This is a genomic window from Paenimyroides ummariense (assembly GCF_900115115.1).
Classification (GTDB): domain Bacteria; phylum Bacteroidota; class Bacteroidia; order Flavobacteriales; family Flavobacteriaceae; genus Flavobacterium; species Flavobacterium ummariense.
Window position 1 is genome coordinate 130041 of the sequence record NZ_FOVI01000006.1, and the last position, 15817, is coordinate 145857.

15 protein-coding genes and 1 pseudogene are annotated in these 15817 nt (G+C 34.6%); 5 read left to right on the forward strand and 11 right to left on the reverse strand.

Features of this window, described 5'->3' with window-relative positions; all coding sequences use genetic code 11:
- Positions 1-28 precede the first annotated feature (28 nt).
- The 3 genes from BM253_RS06420 (at position 29) to BM253_RS06430 (ending at position 2362) form a co-directional block, all read left to right on the forward strand.
- Entirely contained in the window at positions 29-307 is a 279-nt protein-coding gene (locus tag BM253_RS06420; protein WP_091520984.1) for a GNAT family N-acetyltransferase, read from the forward strand.
- A gap of 75 nt (positions 308-382) precedes the next feature.
- A complete protein-coding gene (locus tag BM253_RS06425) occupies positions 383-1486 on the forward strand; it encodes a DUF2891 domain-containing protein (protein ID WP_091520988.1) in 1104 nt (367 codons plus the stop codon).
- A gap of 57 nt (positions 1487-1543) precedes the next feature.
- Complete coding sequence (locus BM253_RS06430) at positions 1544-2362, forward strand: helix-turn-helix domain-containing protein (RefSeq protein WP_091520992.1); 819 nt, start codon at positions 1544-1546, stop codon at positions 2360-2362.
- Positions 2363-2398: 36 nt separating this feature from the next.
- Here the strand turns inward: BM253_RS06430 and BM253_RS17670 are convergent, their stop codons facing one another.
- From BM253_RS17670 to BM253_RS06480, 10 genes and pseudogenes are all read right to left on the reverse strand, one after another.
- Positions 2399-2665, reverse strand: a complete 267-nt coding sequence (locus tag BM253_RS17670) for a T9SS type A sorting domain-containing protein (protein ID WP_091520996.1) — start codon at positions 2663-2665, stop codon at positions 2399-2401.
- Between the two features lie 286 nt (positions 2666-2951).
- Positions 2952-3134 (reverse strand): hypothetical protein, encoded by a 183-nt coding sequence (locus tag BM253_RS06440; RefSeq protein ID WP_091521000.1) that lies wholly within the window; start codon positions 3132-3134, stop codon positions 2952-2954.
- A 404-nt stretch (positions 3135-3538) separates the two neighbouring features.
- Positions 3539-3682: a hypothetical protein gene (locus tag BM253_RS17310; protein ID WP_177205742.1), complete on the reverse strand. Its 144-nt coding sequence runs from the start codon at positions 3680-3682 to the stop codon at positions 3539-3541.
- A gap of 20 nt (positions 3683-3702) precedes the next feature.
- Positions 3703-4164 (reverse strand): lipocalin family protein, encoded by a 462-nt coding sequence (locus BM253_RS06450; RefSeq protein ID WP_091521006.1) that lies wholly within the window; start codon positions 4162-4164, stop codon positions 3703-3705.
- 148 nt (positions 4165-4312) lie between these two features.
- The gene (metG, locus tag BM253_RS06455; protein ID WP_091521010.1) at positions 4313-6373 is read right to left on the reverse strand and encodes a methionine--tRNA ligase; all 2061 of its coding nucleotides are present in this window, start codon (positions 6371-6373) and stop codon (positions 4313-4315) included.
- A gap of 202 nt (positions 6374-6575) precedes the next feature.
- Positions 6576-6806 carry a hypothetical protein gene (locus BM253_RS06460; RefSeq protein ID WP_091521012.1) on the reverse strand — a complete coding sequence of 77 codons (231 nt, stop codon included), beginning with the start codon at positions 6804-6806 and terminating at the stop codon, positions 6576-6578.
- Positions 6807-6900: 94 nt separating this feature from the next.
- Positions 6901-7185: pseudogene (locus BM253_RS17675) on the reverse strand (hypothetical protein); the annotation flags it as partial.
- Between the two features lie 259 nt (positions 7186-7444).
- Entirely contained in the window at positions 7445-10843 is a 3399-nt protein-coding gene (locus BM253_RS06470; protein ID WP_091521015.1) for a hypothetical protein, read from the reverse strand.
- Positions 10844-10990: 147 nt separating this feature from the next.
- Positions 10991-11548 carry a hypothetical protein gene (locus BM253_RS06475; RefSeq protein ID WP_091521019.1) on the reverse strand — a complete coding sequence of 186 codons (558 nt, stop codon included), beginning with the start codon at positions 11546-11548 and terminating at the stop codon, positions 10991-10993.
- Positions 11549-11891: 343 nt separating this feature from the next.
- On the reverse strand, positions 11892-13145 hold the full coding sequence (locus BM253_RS06480; protein ID WP_091521022.1) for an aspartate kinase: 1254 nt from the start codon (positions 13143-13145) through the stop codon (positions 11892-11894).
- Positions 13146-13289: 144 nt separating this feature from the next.
- Here BM253_RS06480 and fbp point away from each other — a divergent pair, with 144 nt between their 5' ends.
- The gene (gene fbp, locus BM253_RS06485) at positions 13290-14285 is read left to right on the forward strand and encodes a class 1 fructose-bisphosphatase (RefSeq protein WP_091521106.1); all 996 of its coding nucleotides are present in this window, start codon (positions 13290-13292) and stop codon (positions 14283-14285) included.
- Between the two features lie 74 nt (positions 14286-14359).
- Positions 14360-15121, forward strand: a complete 762-nt coding sequence (locus BM253_RS06490) for an SIMPL domain-containing protein (protein ID WP_091521025.1) — start codon at positions 14360-14362, stop codon at positions 15119-15121.
- Between the two features lie 27 nt (positions 15122-15148).
- Here the strand turns inward: BM253_RS06490 and BM253_RS06495 are convergent, their stop codons facing one another.
- Positions 15149-15598 (reverse strand): tellurite resistance TerB family protein, encoded by a 450-nt coding sequence (locus tag BM253_RS06495; protein ID WP_091521028.1) that lies wholly within the window; start codon positions 15596-15598, stop codon positions 15149-15151.
- Between the last annotated feature and the right edge of the window lie 219 nt (positions 15599-15817).

Here is a 15817-nt window from a genome sequence, read left to right on the forward strand (position 1 = left end):
TTAAGAATCGAACAAAACTAAAATTATTATGGAAATCAATCACAGAAAAGAAGAAAATAAAGGTGCTTTTATTGCAACTGAAAACGGAGCAAAAGCTGGCGAAATGACTTACAGCAAAGCAGGTGATACATTAATTATTATAGATCATACCGAAGTTGATCCCGCATTTGGTGGTCAAGGAGTTGGAAAAAAGATGGTTTTGTCAGCTGTTGATTTCGCTCGAGAAAACAACATTAAGATTTTGCCTTTATGTCCGTTTGCTAAAGCAGCATTCGATAAAGATGCAACTATTCAAGATGTACTTTAAGCATTAAATATTTGAAAGCAGTTCTTCGGAACTGTTTTTTGTTTATTCTCATTATATTTATAAAAATTTCGATACATGAAACAGCTTTTCTCTTCATTATTTATTTGTGCTTTCCTGATGCTTTCTTGTAAAAAGAATACTCCGGAAACCACTATTCAGCCAGAACAAAATCAAAAAACATTAAAATTAGAATTAGCCGAAGCACAAAAGATCATCGCGCTGCCGCTGCATTGTTTAGAAGTTGAATATCCGAATAAATTGGGACAGGTTTTAAAATCATCAGACGAATTGAAATCGCCTAAACAGTTGCGACCAATTTTTTACGGTTGTTTCGATTGGCATTCGTCGGCACATGGATATTGGTCGATAGTGAAGTTAGTGAAGCAGTTTCCAGAATTATACAAGGATAAAACAATAGATCAGTTGCTAACAAAAGTATTTACTGATGAAAATGTATCAATAGAAAAATCTTTTTTCGATCAACCACACAATAAAACTTTCGAAAGAACTTACGGTTGGGCTTGGTTTTTCAAGTTACAGGAAGAATTATATACATGGAAAGATAACCCGAAAGCGCAGCAATGGTACAAAACGTTGCAACCTTTAGAAAATGTTTTTGTTGAACGATATTTGGAATATCTGCCAAAATTAAATTACCCAATCAGAACCGGAACACACGACAATACCGCATTTGGAATGGCGTTGAGTTTGGAATATGCTCAAACGGTTGGTAACACCAAATTAAAAGACGCGATTACCGCAAAAGCAAAAGAATTATATACGAACGATGCCGATTGCCCAATTACTTACGAACCAAGCGGTCACGATTTTTTATCGCCTTGTTTGCAGGAAGCTTGGCTAATGAGTAAAGTTTTGCCACAAACCGATTATAAAGCCTGGTTACAGAAATTTTTACCACAATTGTTTGATAAGAAATTTGATTTAGAAGTTGGAAAAGTATCGGATAGAACCGACGGTCACTTGGTGCATTTAGACGGATTGAATTTCAGCAGAGCTACTTGTTTGTTTCAAATTACCAAAGTGTTGCCTGAACTGAACCATTTAAAACCAATAGCTGAAAAACATTTCAATACTGCTTTTCCAAATATATCAAACGATGATTATATGGGAAGCCATTGGTTGGGAAGTTTTGCATTGCAAGCTTTAGAAGAACAATAATATATTTTAAAATTAAAAATAGAAATGTAATTTTTAGTATATTTATATTAAAAGATTATGAATCAGTTTCCTATATACAAATTCAATGAGGAGGATATTCAAAATAATTTAGTACGGGTGGTTCAATTAGAAGAATCAAGCGGTTATATTTTTGATACTTTTCACACTCACGAATACAACGAAATGCTGATTTTTATTTCGGGTGGTGGAACGCATAATATCAACTTTAAAATTCATGAAATTTGCGATTATTCTATTCATTTGCTTGCCGCAAATGATCTGCATTGGGTTGAACGCGCACATACATCGAACGGATTTGCCGTTATGTATAAAGATCAATTGTTACATAAATTACGCATTTTAAACCAGGGAATAGATTTTTTTGATCTTTTTGGTAATTCAAATGTTATAAATTTAAATAAACAAGATAAAAAGAGTTATGAATTTATATTTGATGAAATAGGCAGAAACCGACAAAATGCCGATTATTTATTGCAGTTAGTAGCTGCTTTAATAGTTAGGATAGCTTCTACACATTTTGAATTGCTAAATACAAAGTGCACCTCAGATCCTTTAATTCACAAAATAGGTGATTTAATAGAAACAAATTATAAAAAGCACCTTACATTGGTGCATTATGCAGGTTTGCTAAATATAGAACCACGCACGTTACAAAACAGAGTAAATAAAATATCTGGAAAAACCATTAAAGAATTGCAAAACGACCGGTTATTAAAAGAAGCTAAACGGTTAATCTGTATTTCGGGTTTAAGTATTAGCGAAATTGCTTTTGAATTAGGTTTTAATGATACGGCATATTTTAGTAATTGGTTTAAAAAGCATACCAATATAATACCTTCGGAATACAAAATGTAAAAAAGTCTTGTATTTGTATTACAAGGCTTTTGCTTTTTATTTTATAATTACTTTTTTAACTATTTTTTGTTTAGATGTTTGAATAAACAATAAATAATTTCCTGATGAAACGGACGAAACATCTAAATGTTCTAAATCGTCTTTATATGTTTTAATAATTTTCCCTGAAGTATCCATTAAATGGATAAAATTAATATTATTATTACTTGAATTTTGAATGTTAATTAAATTATGAGCAGGGTTGGGATAAATATTAAACGTATTATCATCTATAAATTCTTTTAATGAAAAGTGCTGTAGCAGGTTGTTCTTTAGTTTTTAATAAGGAACTTATTGTACGGTTGTTACTCAAAAGTTCCTCATTTGAAGCGTATCCTTTATCCATATCAAATTGTATGTAATTTATACCATTAAGATTATTTTCAATAGTTTGCAAACTCCACGATTGACCAGCATTGTCGCTACGGTAAATATTTCCGGCTAAAGCTATATACCCACAAGCATTATTTATAAAATAAAAATCGGTTGGCGGACGCGTTGCTAAAGGCAGATTTAATTCTGCCCAAGTATTCCCAATATCTTGTGTTGTTTATAAAACACCTGTTCCAGTAATTGCAAAACCTTGTAAATTGTTTACGAATTGTATCTTATCTTTTTTATTCCATAGATCTATATTTAGCCAATTCATAGAATTGATAACATTCCAAGTGTTTCCGCCATCGTTTGTTTTTAGAATTTCAGAAGTACTGTTAATGTAATCATCTGTTAACATTCTTATCATGAAACCCACATAGGGACTAATAAAATGCATCTCAGTTAAATTAGTATAAGTACCGTTTGTAAGTTGAGGTAAAGTTAAAGCTGTAAAATTAATTCCACCATTTGTAGTTCGGTATACCTTGTTTTCGCCATTTCGCGCAATAAATCCAATTTGATCTGTTATAAAGCTTATCTCGCTTATTTGTGTGGGGGAAAAAGTTGGAAAAAAGTCTGTATTAATTTGTTGCTATGTTTGTCCTCCGTTTTCAGTTTTTAATAAAATACGCCAGTCACCATAATCGGTTCCGCCAGCTATATATCCAGTTTTTTTATCTATAAATTCAACTTCGTGCAATATAGTGTACATTGTTGAATCTATAATATAAGAGTTCCAAGTTTGTCCACCATCAGTTGTTTTTATAATGTTAGAAGAATCGAAAGTGTATAGTTGTAATGCGTAGAAATAGTATCGTTTGCAGTAGGAACTATATTCCATTGCGTCTGTGCCTGCATTTTTCCAAAGGTAAGTACAAAAATGATGATGGTAATTATTTTTTCCATGATAAATCTATGTATTAAATTTATTTTTTTAAATAGAGATAAACTTCAAATCCAGTGGGTGGCGATGAACCATCTTCACGAATAATTTTGACTTTCAAATCATTGTTAGTTAATGAGGTTACTTGCAGAATTAATTCTCCATTATCATCGTCTGTTAAAGTGATTATTTTTTTCGACTCGTCGTAAGACCATAATCCTTTATAGTTCTCAGGTAAACAGCTGTTTTCAGAATCGTGATATACTTCATCCTTTATTCCCTCTTTTTTTAAGTCATAAAAATCATAATCACATTCTGGATTTTTTAAATTTTCACTATTAGTCAAATTACCATCTCTATACATTTCTTCTTTAATCATTTTCCATTTTCCTAATAATAAGGTTTTTGGATCGTCAGGTTCTGAAGGTATAGCAGTAGTGTCGTCATTCTTACAACTAGTGAAAACAAAAATGCTCATAAATAATAAAACAATATTTTTTCTCATATTAATGATTTATAAATTAATCTTATTAACAAATTTGCAAATTGATTTTTATTTTTATTTGTAAAAGAGCGAAATTCATATGTAAAAAAATGAAAAATGGTAATGGGTTTTAGCCATTACCAATCAACATAATCTCAATTTAAGATATTTACCCAATTGTAGCTCCGTTGTGAACACCAGCTTCATCAGGGTTTACAAAAACCAATTTACCTTCTTTGGTTTCGGTTAGTAACAGCATTCCTTCGCTATTCACGCCGCGTAAAGCTCTTGGAGCTAAGTTTACCAAAACGGTAACTTGTTTGCCAATGACTTCTTCTGGAGTAAAATGTTCTGCAATTCCAGAAACAATCGTACGAACATCGATACCTGTATCAACCTTTAAAACCAATAATTTATTAGCTTTTGGCATTTTTTCGGCTTCAATAATGGTTCCTACACGTAAATCAATCTTTGCAAAATCTTCGAATTGTGTCGTTTCTTTTTGAGGTTCAGCGGTTTTTGCTTCGGCTGCATTTGCCAGTTTTGTAGCTTCCAATTTATCTATTTGTTTTTGAATTTCTTCGTCTTCGATCTTTGCAAACAATAATTCTGCCTGACCAATTGTGTGACCTGCCGCAATTAAATTTGATGTTTCTGCCACTTTGTTCCAAGCAATCGGTTCAGCAATATTCAACATGTTTTTAAGTTTCGCTGCCGAAAATGGTAAAAATGGTTCTGCCAAAGTCGATAATGCAGCAGCAATTTGTAATGCCACGTACATTTGCGTTTTTACGCGCTCTTCATCAGTCTTTATTAATTTCCAAGGTTCTTCATCAGCTAAATACTTGTTTCCTAAACGTGCTACGTTCATTAATTCACTTAATGCTTCGCGGAAACGGTAGCGTTCAATTGAACTTTCAATTACTGCCGGATATGCTTTTAATTCTGCCAACGTTTGTTCATCAACTTCGTTAAAAGGATTAGGCGCAGGAATAATTCCGTTGTAATATTTATTGGTTAAAACCACCACACGGTTAATAAAATTTCCGAAAATAGCAACCAATTCGTTGTTATTACGAGCTTGGAAATCTTTCCATGTAAAATCGTTGTCTTTGGTTTCAGGTGCATTTGCCGTTAACGTATAACGCAACACATCTTGTTTTTCTGGGAAATCAACCAAATATTCATTCAACCAAACTGCCCAGTTTTTAGAAGTCGATAATTTATTTCCTTCTAAATTTAAAAACTCGTTTGCAGGTACGTTATCAGGTAAAATATAACTGCCTTCTGCCTTTAGCATTGCCGGGAAAATAATGCAGTGAAACACAATATTGTCTTTCCCAATAAAATGAACCATTTTCGTGTCCTGATCTTTCCAATAAGGTTCCCAATCTTTTCCTTCGCGGGTAGCCCATTCTTTGGTCGATGAAATGTAACCAATAGGCGCATCAAACCAAACGTACAGTTTTTTGCCTTCGGCACCATCAACAGGCACATCAATTCCCCAGTCTAAATCTCGAGTTACAGCACGTGGCTTCAAACCATCGTCTAACCATGATTTTACTTGTCCGTAAACGTTCGGTTTCCAATCGTTTTTATGACCTTCAATAATCCATTCGCGCAAAAAAGTATCGTACTGATCTAAAGGTAAAAACCAGTGCTTGGTTTCCTTTAAAATTGGTGTTGATCCTGTTATGGTCGATTTTGGATTGATTAAATCGGTTGCGTTTAACGATGTTCCGCATTTTTCACACTGATCGCCATACGCACCTTCGCTGTTACATTTTGGGCAAGTTCCGGTTACAAAACGATCTGCCAAAAACTGATCTGCTACGGCATCGTATAATTGTTCGGTAACCTCTTCTATAAACTTGCCTTCATCGTACAGTTTTCTAAAGAAATCAGAAGCTGTATCGTGATGGATTTTAGCTGAAGTACGCGAATAGTTATCAAACGAAATTCCAAATTCCTGAAAAGAATCTTTAATGATTTTGTTGTATTTATCGATCACTTCTTGCGGAGAAATGCCTTCTTTTTTGGCTTTCATAGAAATTGCCACTCCGTGTTCGTCGCTTCCGCAAATAAAAGCAACATCTTTATTTTGCTGGCGTAAAAAACGAGCGTAAATATCGGCAGGAACGTAAACGCCCGCCAAATGCCCAATATGTATAGGTCCGTTGGTGTACGGCAAAGCCGCCGTTACGGTATATCGTTTAGGATTTTGAATCATGACTGTATGGTTTTCAGCCTACAAAAATAGTGAAAAATTTAGCGTTTTGTAATAATATAAGTTCTATTTGGGCGTTACCGGCTTTTTAGTGAGCCGGTCGGGCTTTCCGCTGTATCTTTTATCGGGGCTTCGAGTACCTCAGCCACCTATAAAAGGATGCCGCTGCAATCCCTAACGCAGGCGAGGTTGAAAATTATATCTTTTAAGATCTTTTAGTCCAACGTATTCCCACTCTCCATAAAATAATAGTTATAGAAATTTGAATAATCAAATAAGCTATATATCCTACACTATATCCAGTTTCATAGCTATTTGAATTATCTTTAAGAGCAGCAAGTATCTCCATTAATTGAGGAATAAGTGCAATAGTTGCTAACGCTAAAACAACTGCAATAACTATGAAAATGTATCCGAGTATTTTTTTTGAATTCATAGTAGTAAATATAATTAAAAAACCTGTGAAGTTTTTAAAACCTCACAGGTTGTAATTTATAATGCTGTCTAAAAGCTAAAGACTAAAAACTTAATTATGGTAACGGCTGACCAACCGATACATCGCAACGGTGACCTGGTTGTCCGTGAGCCGGGTTTGGTTTTCCTTTCATTCCTGGAGCCGTTTCTTGTTTAGGCATTTGCTGTTGTTGCTGTGCCGGAGCTTGTGCTTGTGCATTACCACCACCTAAAAAGCCACCTTGACTTGGTTGTGCTGCTGGTGCAGAAGTTTGTCCTGCTCCCTGACCTGGAGGCGAATTTAATGGTGCGCCAACAGGAATATCGCAACGGTGACCTGGCTGTCCGTGTGGTGGGTTCATACCTGCTGCTGTTTTAGTATCAGCTGTATTTGTAGTTGCTGCTCCATGATCGTGGTCGTGACCTTCGCCTGGTGCATGGTTATGACCTGCATGCGGATCTACCGGAGCTGCGTCTGTTGTAGTTGTTGTTTCTGTTGTAGTTGTTGTTTCTGCTTTTTTATCGTTGCAAGAAACCAAACCTAATGCAGCAAATAATGCAATAATTGTTATTTTTTTCATGATTTTTGATCTATTAAAGTAACAAATATAAACATTTTGTTTAAAAAAACGCACGCAATTGAATACTTCCTGTATGAATGGTTTTTGCGGTTTCGCTGGTTCTGCCCTGATAGCTTATGTTGGCATCTAAATACTTGGTTAAATTGCGCTGAAACAACAATCGCCATGTAATATTTTTACCGGGCTGTAAACCTTCCAACATCTGATAAGCCACAGCCGACAAAGGATTCCCTACGAATTTATTGTTGTAAAGCGAAAATTCTCCATTCAATGTGAATTTCTGTGAGGTACTCCAGTTAAAAGCCGTTCCAATTCGATGCTGTTCCAATGTTTCTAAATCGCCTTGAACATTTTCTTTATCCTTCCATTCGTAAAATAATTCTACTCGGGCATTTTGCGAAAACAGATAACTAATGCGCGGATTAATGCTTAAATTATTCAGTAGGTAATTTTTTGATCCGTAGTTTTCCGAAACACTCTCAACTCGGTCAAATTTATTGGTTAACTGTGCCAGCCACCACTTGTTCAGTAAATGTTGAAACTGTATCTGATGTGTAGTGATTTTATTATCTAAACTACCAAAATTCATCAGGTTTTTCGCCCGATTGTTTATTAACGAATAAATGGTGGTGTATTTTTGTTTTCCGCGGTTGAAATAAATCGAATTACGAATGTTTGAATTTTCTGCTACCAAATCATCTGATGAAGACCCGAAAGGATTCCAGGCAATTCCGTTTCCATCTCTCAAAATACTTCGATCGATAATAAAAGATGATTGCAAATGAAACTGACTGGCGAATTTCTTAAAACCACTTTCGTTCTGCCAAATGCTGAAATTGAAATTAAAAACCTGCGTTAGCTTGGTTTGATGCGTTTTTACAAAACTCTGATTCGGTAAAAACATCCGCACATATTCAGCTAAATCGGGATAAGGCGCAATTTCAAACTCTTCCAATTCCTGAATTCCGTTGCCGTTATAATCATTCCACATGTGCGTTCCCAAACCGGGATCAACCTTAATGTAGGTAAATTCTTGCTGCGCGACAGCTCCCGATGAGGTTTCGTAAATGGTATTGGTTTGTATCAGATTTTTTAAATAACGGTCGTTGTAGGTGATACGCGAATTTAATGTAGGTTCAACCAAGCCGGTGTCGGTATATTTTAATCGACGGTAATTTGCGTAAACAGACAAATCGCTGGTTTGGGTTTTAAAAAGCTGCGATTTTACATAGAACGAATGCGCGTTTGAAACATTTCGCAACACGTTATTCTGCAACGAATCGTTTACACGAAATTTATAACCGATTTCTACATAAGTTTTCAACGTATCACCACGCCCAACGAACGCATCAATTTGCGCGTATTTTTGTGATAAGGTTTGAAACTGCTGCGTGGCAACATCCTTCACCTGATAATTTTCTAAATCTAAACGCGAACCTGCCCAATTTTTATCTTTTGTGTAAACTGCCTGTGTTTTGCTTCGAACAAAATTAGTATTGTAAACACTGCCTTTTGCGGATAAAAAACTGGTATTGGTATTTAGATTGAAGTTTTTGTACTGATAATTACCAATTAACGACTGCTTATGCCCAATGTAGCTGTTTGTGTACTCTAAGCGGCTGTATTGATAAGTGAAAAAACTGTTATCGTTCGGCGAAACTTTTGATCCAAAAGTCAGTAACGATTGATTTCCGAAAGTGTTTGAAACATTCCAATCCCGATCAAATTCAATAGAATACAAACGTTCAATGGTTTTAAAATTTTCTGTTACCAACTGCACGTTTCCAAAAACATCCACCTTCCATTTATTGTTTAAAACCCTGTGTGTGGCGTTAACGTTGGCTGCAATTCCTTGATTGTCTTCATCATCAATGGGCGAAAATAAGTTTTGGTCGTGGTTGCTAAATCCAAACTCAAAATCTACCTGCGTAAAATCTTTTGGTTTGTATTGCCCCATAACAGTTGCCAAAGTTAAACGAGTGGGGGCAATCAGCTGAATCAACGGTTCATAATCGCCCTGATTTAATCCGTTTACAGGTTCAATAAATTCATAGATTTTACCAACGCCCGACGAATTTGCCAAACGATAATTTCCGTTGCTTGGCCCCACATAACTGAACGAAACCATGTACAAAGTATCGGTTGGTGTGTTCGAATATTGATAGAATTCGTAACCGTTTTGGTTGACTTTTTTGTACAGCGTTTTGTTTTCTGAATAAGTATCGGGATACGCAGACGGAGCCATCATTAAAGCCAGACTGTCGCCGGCTTGTTTTAGAATATCGACCTGTTCTTTGTTTAGATTTTGCTGTACTGGTTGATTTTTAATATCGGTTTCGGTATAAACATATCCGGCAATATTCCATTTTTCGCGTTCGTGTTTAATGCCGCCATAACCTAAAAATCGAGCATAATTTCTGTCGGTATATTGATATTCCACCGCAATACGCATTTCGGCAGTAATTGGGAAAAGCGTAGTAAAACGAATTTCGCCCGAATTGTAATCAATCACATAATCGTTCTGTTCGCCGCGCGTTAATTTTCGTCCGTTTACATAAACCGATTCCGATCCTGAAATAATCAGAATGTATAATTGATTGTTGCTGCCTTTTAATTTGTACGGACCTTGATTTCCTTCCTGACCAACAAATTCGCTTTTTGCATATTGTCCGCGAACCAACGCAGCTGCGGTTTCAATGGTGGTTTTGCTTTTGTCGTTTCCGAATTTTACGGTGCCCGAAATTCCTTGAACTTTTTTATTGAAATTTAAAAAGCGGGAAGCTCTGTTTTCTAAAAACAAATCTCCGGCTTTAATGCTCCAGTTGGTCGAGAACAATTCCATAAAAATCTGATCGAACTCATCCATTTTTTGTGAATATCCTCCATTTTGCAAAGGAACGTTACTGTCTTGTAGCGATGCCCGAATTTGGATCTTATCTGATAAATTCCCCACGATCTGTAAATCGAGATTGGAATTTGTTACCAAGTTTTGATTGTTTCCTACGGTAATTCCCCGGGAAATACTTCCATTAGTATTCAATCCTTCAAAAGGCGTAAAAGTAGTTGCCTGTTTTTCGGGAACCGAGAAAATATACGCGCCTTCTTTATTCGGAACGATACGTTTGGTATCGTACAAAGCATAAGTTCGGGTTAAAAAATCGGGATAATTTAAAAAGGAAACGTTTAAAGTATCTTGTAACGGTTGGGTAAATGTAAGAGTTGCCTTGTTGTAATCTACCGTGTAATTTGCGGGATCCAAATCGATTCCCTGATTATTGACGATCTTAAAATAAGTGTTGTTCAGCGCAACACTGTCTAAATAAACGGTTGTGGTTAAAGAATCGGTTATAATTTTTTTTGATTTGTACAGCGAATTTGTTTCCTGTGCATTGGCAAAAGAAAAAATTAAAAAACACCATACAAAACAAAAAAACTTCATGTAAGTTATAACTTCAAAACATCAAAAATAGTGTATTTTTCTTGTAGAAAGTTTATGGTTTGAACGATATGATACTTTCAAGATTCGAATAAAATAAAAAAGCCTGCATCATTTAACAATACAGACTTTTTGCGAATAGTGTTTTTATTAAAAAGTATAACCAATTTTTGCACCGGCTTTAAATACGAAGTTATCAAAATGGCGGTTATCGATGCCGCCTTTACCGCGAACTTCCCATTTCCAGTTAAAACCAACCGACGGATCTAAACTTAAATTTTTAGTCAGCTGAATTTTGTATCCGATATTCGGATTAAAAATACTCCAGAATGTGTACTTTCCTTCAAAATTTTCACCATTGATCATTTCGTCAAACTTAATTTGTCCGTGTGTAATAAAGTTTTCACCGTAGAAACCTTCACGTACACCTTTTTTAAAATAGGTACGGCTACCTAATTCAATAACAAAACCTTCTCCGGTACTTTTTAAATACTTGTTATCGTATTCTAACTGTCCGTAACTTACGTTGAACAATCGCGAAGTTAAACGTTCATCAACTCTTGCTTCTTTTGTAAATTCTAAACTAACACCATATTGTGTAGGTTCAGAAAAATTGTAGTTTGCAGAAACAGTTACAACATCTTTTTGGTGCTCTTGGGCAAAAGCACTTGTAGAGATTAGGGCTAAAAGGTAAATAATTCTTTTCATGATTATTGTGTTTTTAAATTTGTTAACGCAAGCCAAATAGTGTGCCAAAAAAATCTTAAAAACAAAAATCTTATTTAAAAAAGTAACTTAATCAACACGTGGTACATGATATTAATTTGTAATATATTGTAAAACAAATAGTTTTTTACCACATAGAAGCTGTGCTTATAGTTGAGCAAATTTTAGATTACATAGTTTTATATATTACAAAATAAACATAGCTTAACTATGTGTTTTATAAATTATAAAAACTATTATTTGTTGAGTATAGCCTAGCTGATAAATCAGTAAACAACTATGTTTTCTATTATGGTTTAAAAAGCATAAAATCTGTGGAATAAATTTATTCTTTAGTTACAATTTGAATGGTTTCGCGGTTAACCTGCTGTAACAAAACGGTTTTGCCTGCAATAACTTTTTCGGCATCTTTACTGGAAAAATGACGAATGGTGTATAGTGAAACATTTTCGTTGTAAGTAATATTAAAGTTTTTTGCAAGATCTTCAAAAATATGATCGAAGTTACCAAACTTATCTTCTACGCAAACCGTAAAACTAATTGCCGAGTTTTGAATAACATTTACTTTTATGTGCTGTTCGGCAAACAATTTAAAAATATCGCTTACCTGATGTTCCATTACAAACGAGAAATCTTTAGATGATATTAAAATAAGCAGTTGATTTTTCTTAACGATAAAACAGGCGGTTTGCGGTTCTAATCCGGCACCTTTTGATACTGATGTTCCCGGTAATGTTGGATTTACAAACGATTTTACATATAATGGAATTTCTTTGCGTTGCAACGGCTGTAAGGTTTTCGGGTGAATAACCGATGCGCCATAAAAAGCCAATTCTATTGCTTCGTGATACGATATTTTATTCAACAGCACGGTGTCCTCAAAATAACGAGGATCAGCATTTAAAACGCCCGGAACATCTTTCCAGATTGTTACGCTTTCGGCATTCAAACAATACGCAAAAATTGCAGCAGAATAATCAGATCCTTCTCTGCCTAAAGTAACCGAAAAATTATTGGCGTCAGATCCTATAAAACCTTGTGTAATATACAGTTTTTGGTCTTTAAGTTGGTTAGTAATATTTTCTTCGGTAGCTTTCCAATCTACAATGGCATCGCGATAAGTGGTATCGGTTTTAACTAAATTTCGAGCATCAATCCAAGTGTTTTCTATCTGCTGATCGTTCAAAAAATTACTTAAAACAGTAGTTGCAATAATTTCTCCGTAAGATACCATCTGATCGTACACAAAATTATAATTCGGCGATTTGTTGTTTGCTAAAAAAAGCTCCATTTCGGTGAACAAAGCAGAAATTCGATCAAAAATCACATGGTTTTTATCCGTAAACAAATCTGCAACAATATCTAAATGATAATTTTTAACAATTTCAATACTGTTTTTAAGTTCATCGGGTTTCTTAAAATACGAATTCACCACATCTTCTAAAGCGTTTGTTGTTTTTCCCATAGCCGACGCAATAATTAAACTATCGGTAAACCCAACGGTTTTTAAAACATGTAAAACGTTGCGAATTGCCTGCGGATCTTTAATTGATGCCCCGCCGAATTTAAATACCTTCATATGATTAACTTAAAAATATTTTGTTTGACAGAAGCAAAAGTAGCGAACCATTTTCTTAACACCATACCTATTTTTAAAAATGTGAAAAGAAATAGATTTGTAAGCACATTTTACCGATATTTGTACCACTTTTTACACACAATTATGGAACAGAGATTTATTACGTTAGGCGAATTTATAATTAAAAAACAAGAGCATTTTCCGTATTCTTCGGGCGAATTGTCTCGTTTAATGAACTCCATTCGTTTGGCTTCAAAAATTGTGGCTCAAAAGGTAAACCAAGCAGGTTTGGTTGATATTACCGGAGCGTTTGGTAGCGAAAATATTCAAGGTGAAGAACAACAAAAGCTGGATGTTTTTGCAAATGATGTTTTTATTCAGACCTTAATCAACCGTGAAATTGTTTGTGGAATTGCATCAGAAGAAAACGACGAGTTTATTACCATTTCAGGTCCAAATAACTGCAACAGCAATAAATATGTTTTGTTGATGGATCCTTTAGACGGATCGTCGAATATCGATGTGAATGTTTCGGTTGGAACAATTTTTTCTGTTTACCGCAGAATTTCAGAAGTTGGAACACCGGTAACTCAAGCCGATTTCCTTCAAAAAGGAATCAATCAAGTAGCGGCAGGTTACGTTATTTACGGATCTTCTACCATGTTGGTTTATACAACCGGTAACGGTGTAAACGGTTTTACGTTAGATCCTTCTTTGGGAACGTTCTTTTTATCGCATCCGGATATGAAAATCAGTGAAGACGGAGCAATTTTCTCTGTAAACGAAGGGAATTTCAATCAGTTTGAACAAGGTGTAAAAGATTATGTAGCTTTTTGTAAAGACGATACTTCAAAAAAACCTTACAGCTCGCGTTACATTGGTAGTTTGGTTGCCGATGTGCACAGAAATATTTTAAAAGGCGGAATTTATATGTATCCTGGAACCATTTCAAAACCAAACGGAAAACTGCGTTTATTGTACGAATGCAACCCCTTTGCCATGATTATTGAACAGGCAGGCGGTAAAGCAACAGATGGGCATCAACGTATTTTAGAAATTGAACCTACCGAACTGCACCAGCGTGTGCCTATTTTCTGCGGAAGCAAAAATATGGTTGATAAATTAGAAAGTTTCTTGTAAACATATTTAATAGTCTGATGAAATTCAGGCTATTTTTTTTTGTAAATTAGCAAGAACACAAATCAAAAACGATTATGGAAAGTAGAAGCGAATCAAGATCAATTGTTCTAAGTATCTCAATTGTATTAGGACTTTTTTTATTGGGATTTTTCATTTTTAGAGGACTTAAAACGTTCAGCGATAAAGATCGAGTGGTTGCTGTAAAAGGACTTGCCGAAATGGAAATGAAGGCTACATCGGCTTGGGTTACATTAAGTTTTTCTTTTTCGGGCGATGATTTAAAAGGAGTTATAAATCAAACAGAAGTTAAAAAAAATAATGTTGTTGCCTATTTAGAAAGTGTAGGTTATGCCAAAAACGATATTAAGCTAAGTAATTTAGATGTTACCGATCGCCAAACATATTATTCAACCGAATGGAGAGGTGGAAAAGAAGTACAGGTAAAAGTAGATCGATACGCTGCGTCGCAAAGCATTTCTATACAATCTGATAAAGTGGAAGAATTAGAAGCTAAAACATCAAAAATTGAATTAGATTTAATTAGTAAAGATCTAACTTCAAACATAAATATTGCTTACACATTTCCTGAATTAAACACCATAAAGCCTAAGTTAATTGCCGAAAGTACAAAAAATGCACGTATTGCGGGCGAGCAGTTTGCAAAAGATTCACAAGCACAATTAGGTAAAATAAAAACAGCATCGCAAGGACAAATTTCTATTGTTGGAAATTACAGTTATTACGAAGGCGAAGGCGCAGAACCGTCTGAAAGTCCAAAGCAGAATTATTTACAAAAAGCAAGAGTAGTTAGTACCATTGTGTTTTTCTTAGAATAAAGTTATTATATATAAAAAGCGAGTTTCTTAACTCGCTTTTTTGTTTACATTTTTAATATATACGTCCATTTCTTGTTTAAAATCGTCTAAGTTATATTCCATAACCAATAAACTTAATGCTTTATCGGTAATTGCCGGAATATCGCCTACAAAACCCAGTGCCGACGTAAATTTACGTAAGGTAGCCTTTTGTTCTGGTCCTAAAATATGGTTTATAAATACCATTCGTGCCAAATCGTACAAACGCTCAATACGTTGTTCCTGCAAGTAAGGTGGGTTTACAGGGTAACCGTTCGGATTTTTTAAAATAGCTCTGTAATCTTCATCGCTTATATCTAATTTATTTGCCAAAGCATCTATAAACTCGCGTTCTGTTTTAGTGTATTCTCCATCATTATAAGCCACCCTCACAATCGATGCAAAGTGCCCTTTGTTTCGTTCTTTGAAACCACTGTCATAAATATCCTGATATAACATAACCGTCTGTTTTATTATTAATCTTTAAAATTAACAAAAAAATAATCATATCAAAATGTTTTAATCGCAATTATGATTTATTTATCAAAATTTAAAATCAAAATTATTTTTAATTTTTTTTACAGAATTATATCAATTTTAAACTATTTGATGTTGTTTTTATGTAATTTTGCACTACCGAATTTTTGTTAAAAAAATTATAATATTCCTTGTTTTCAA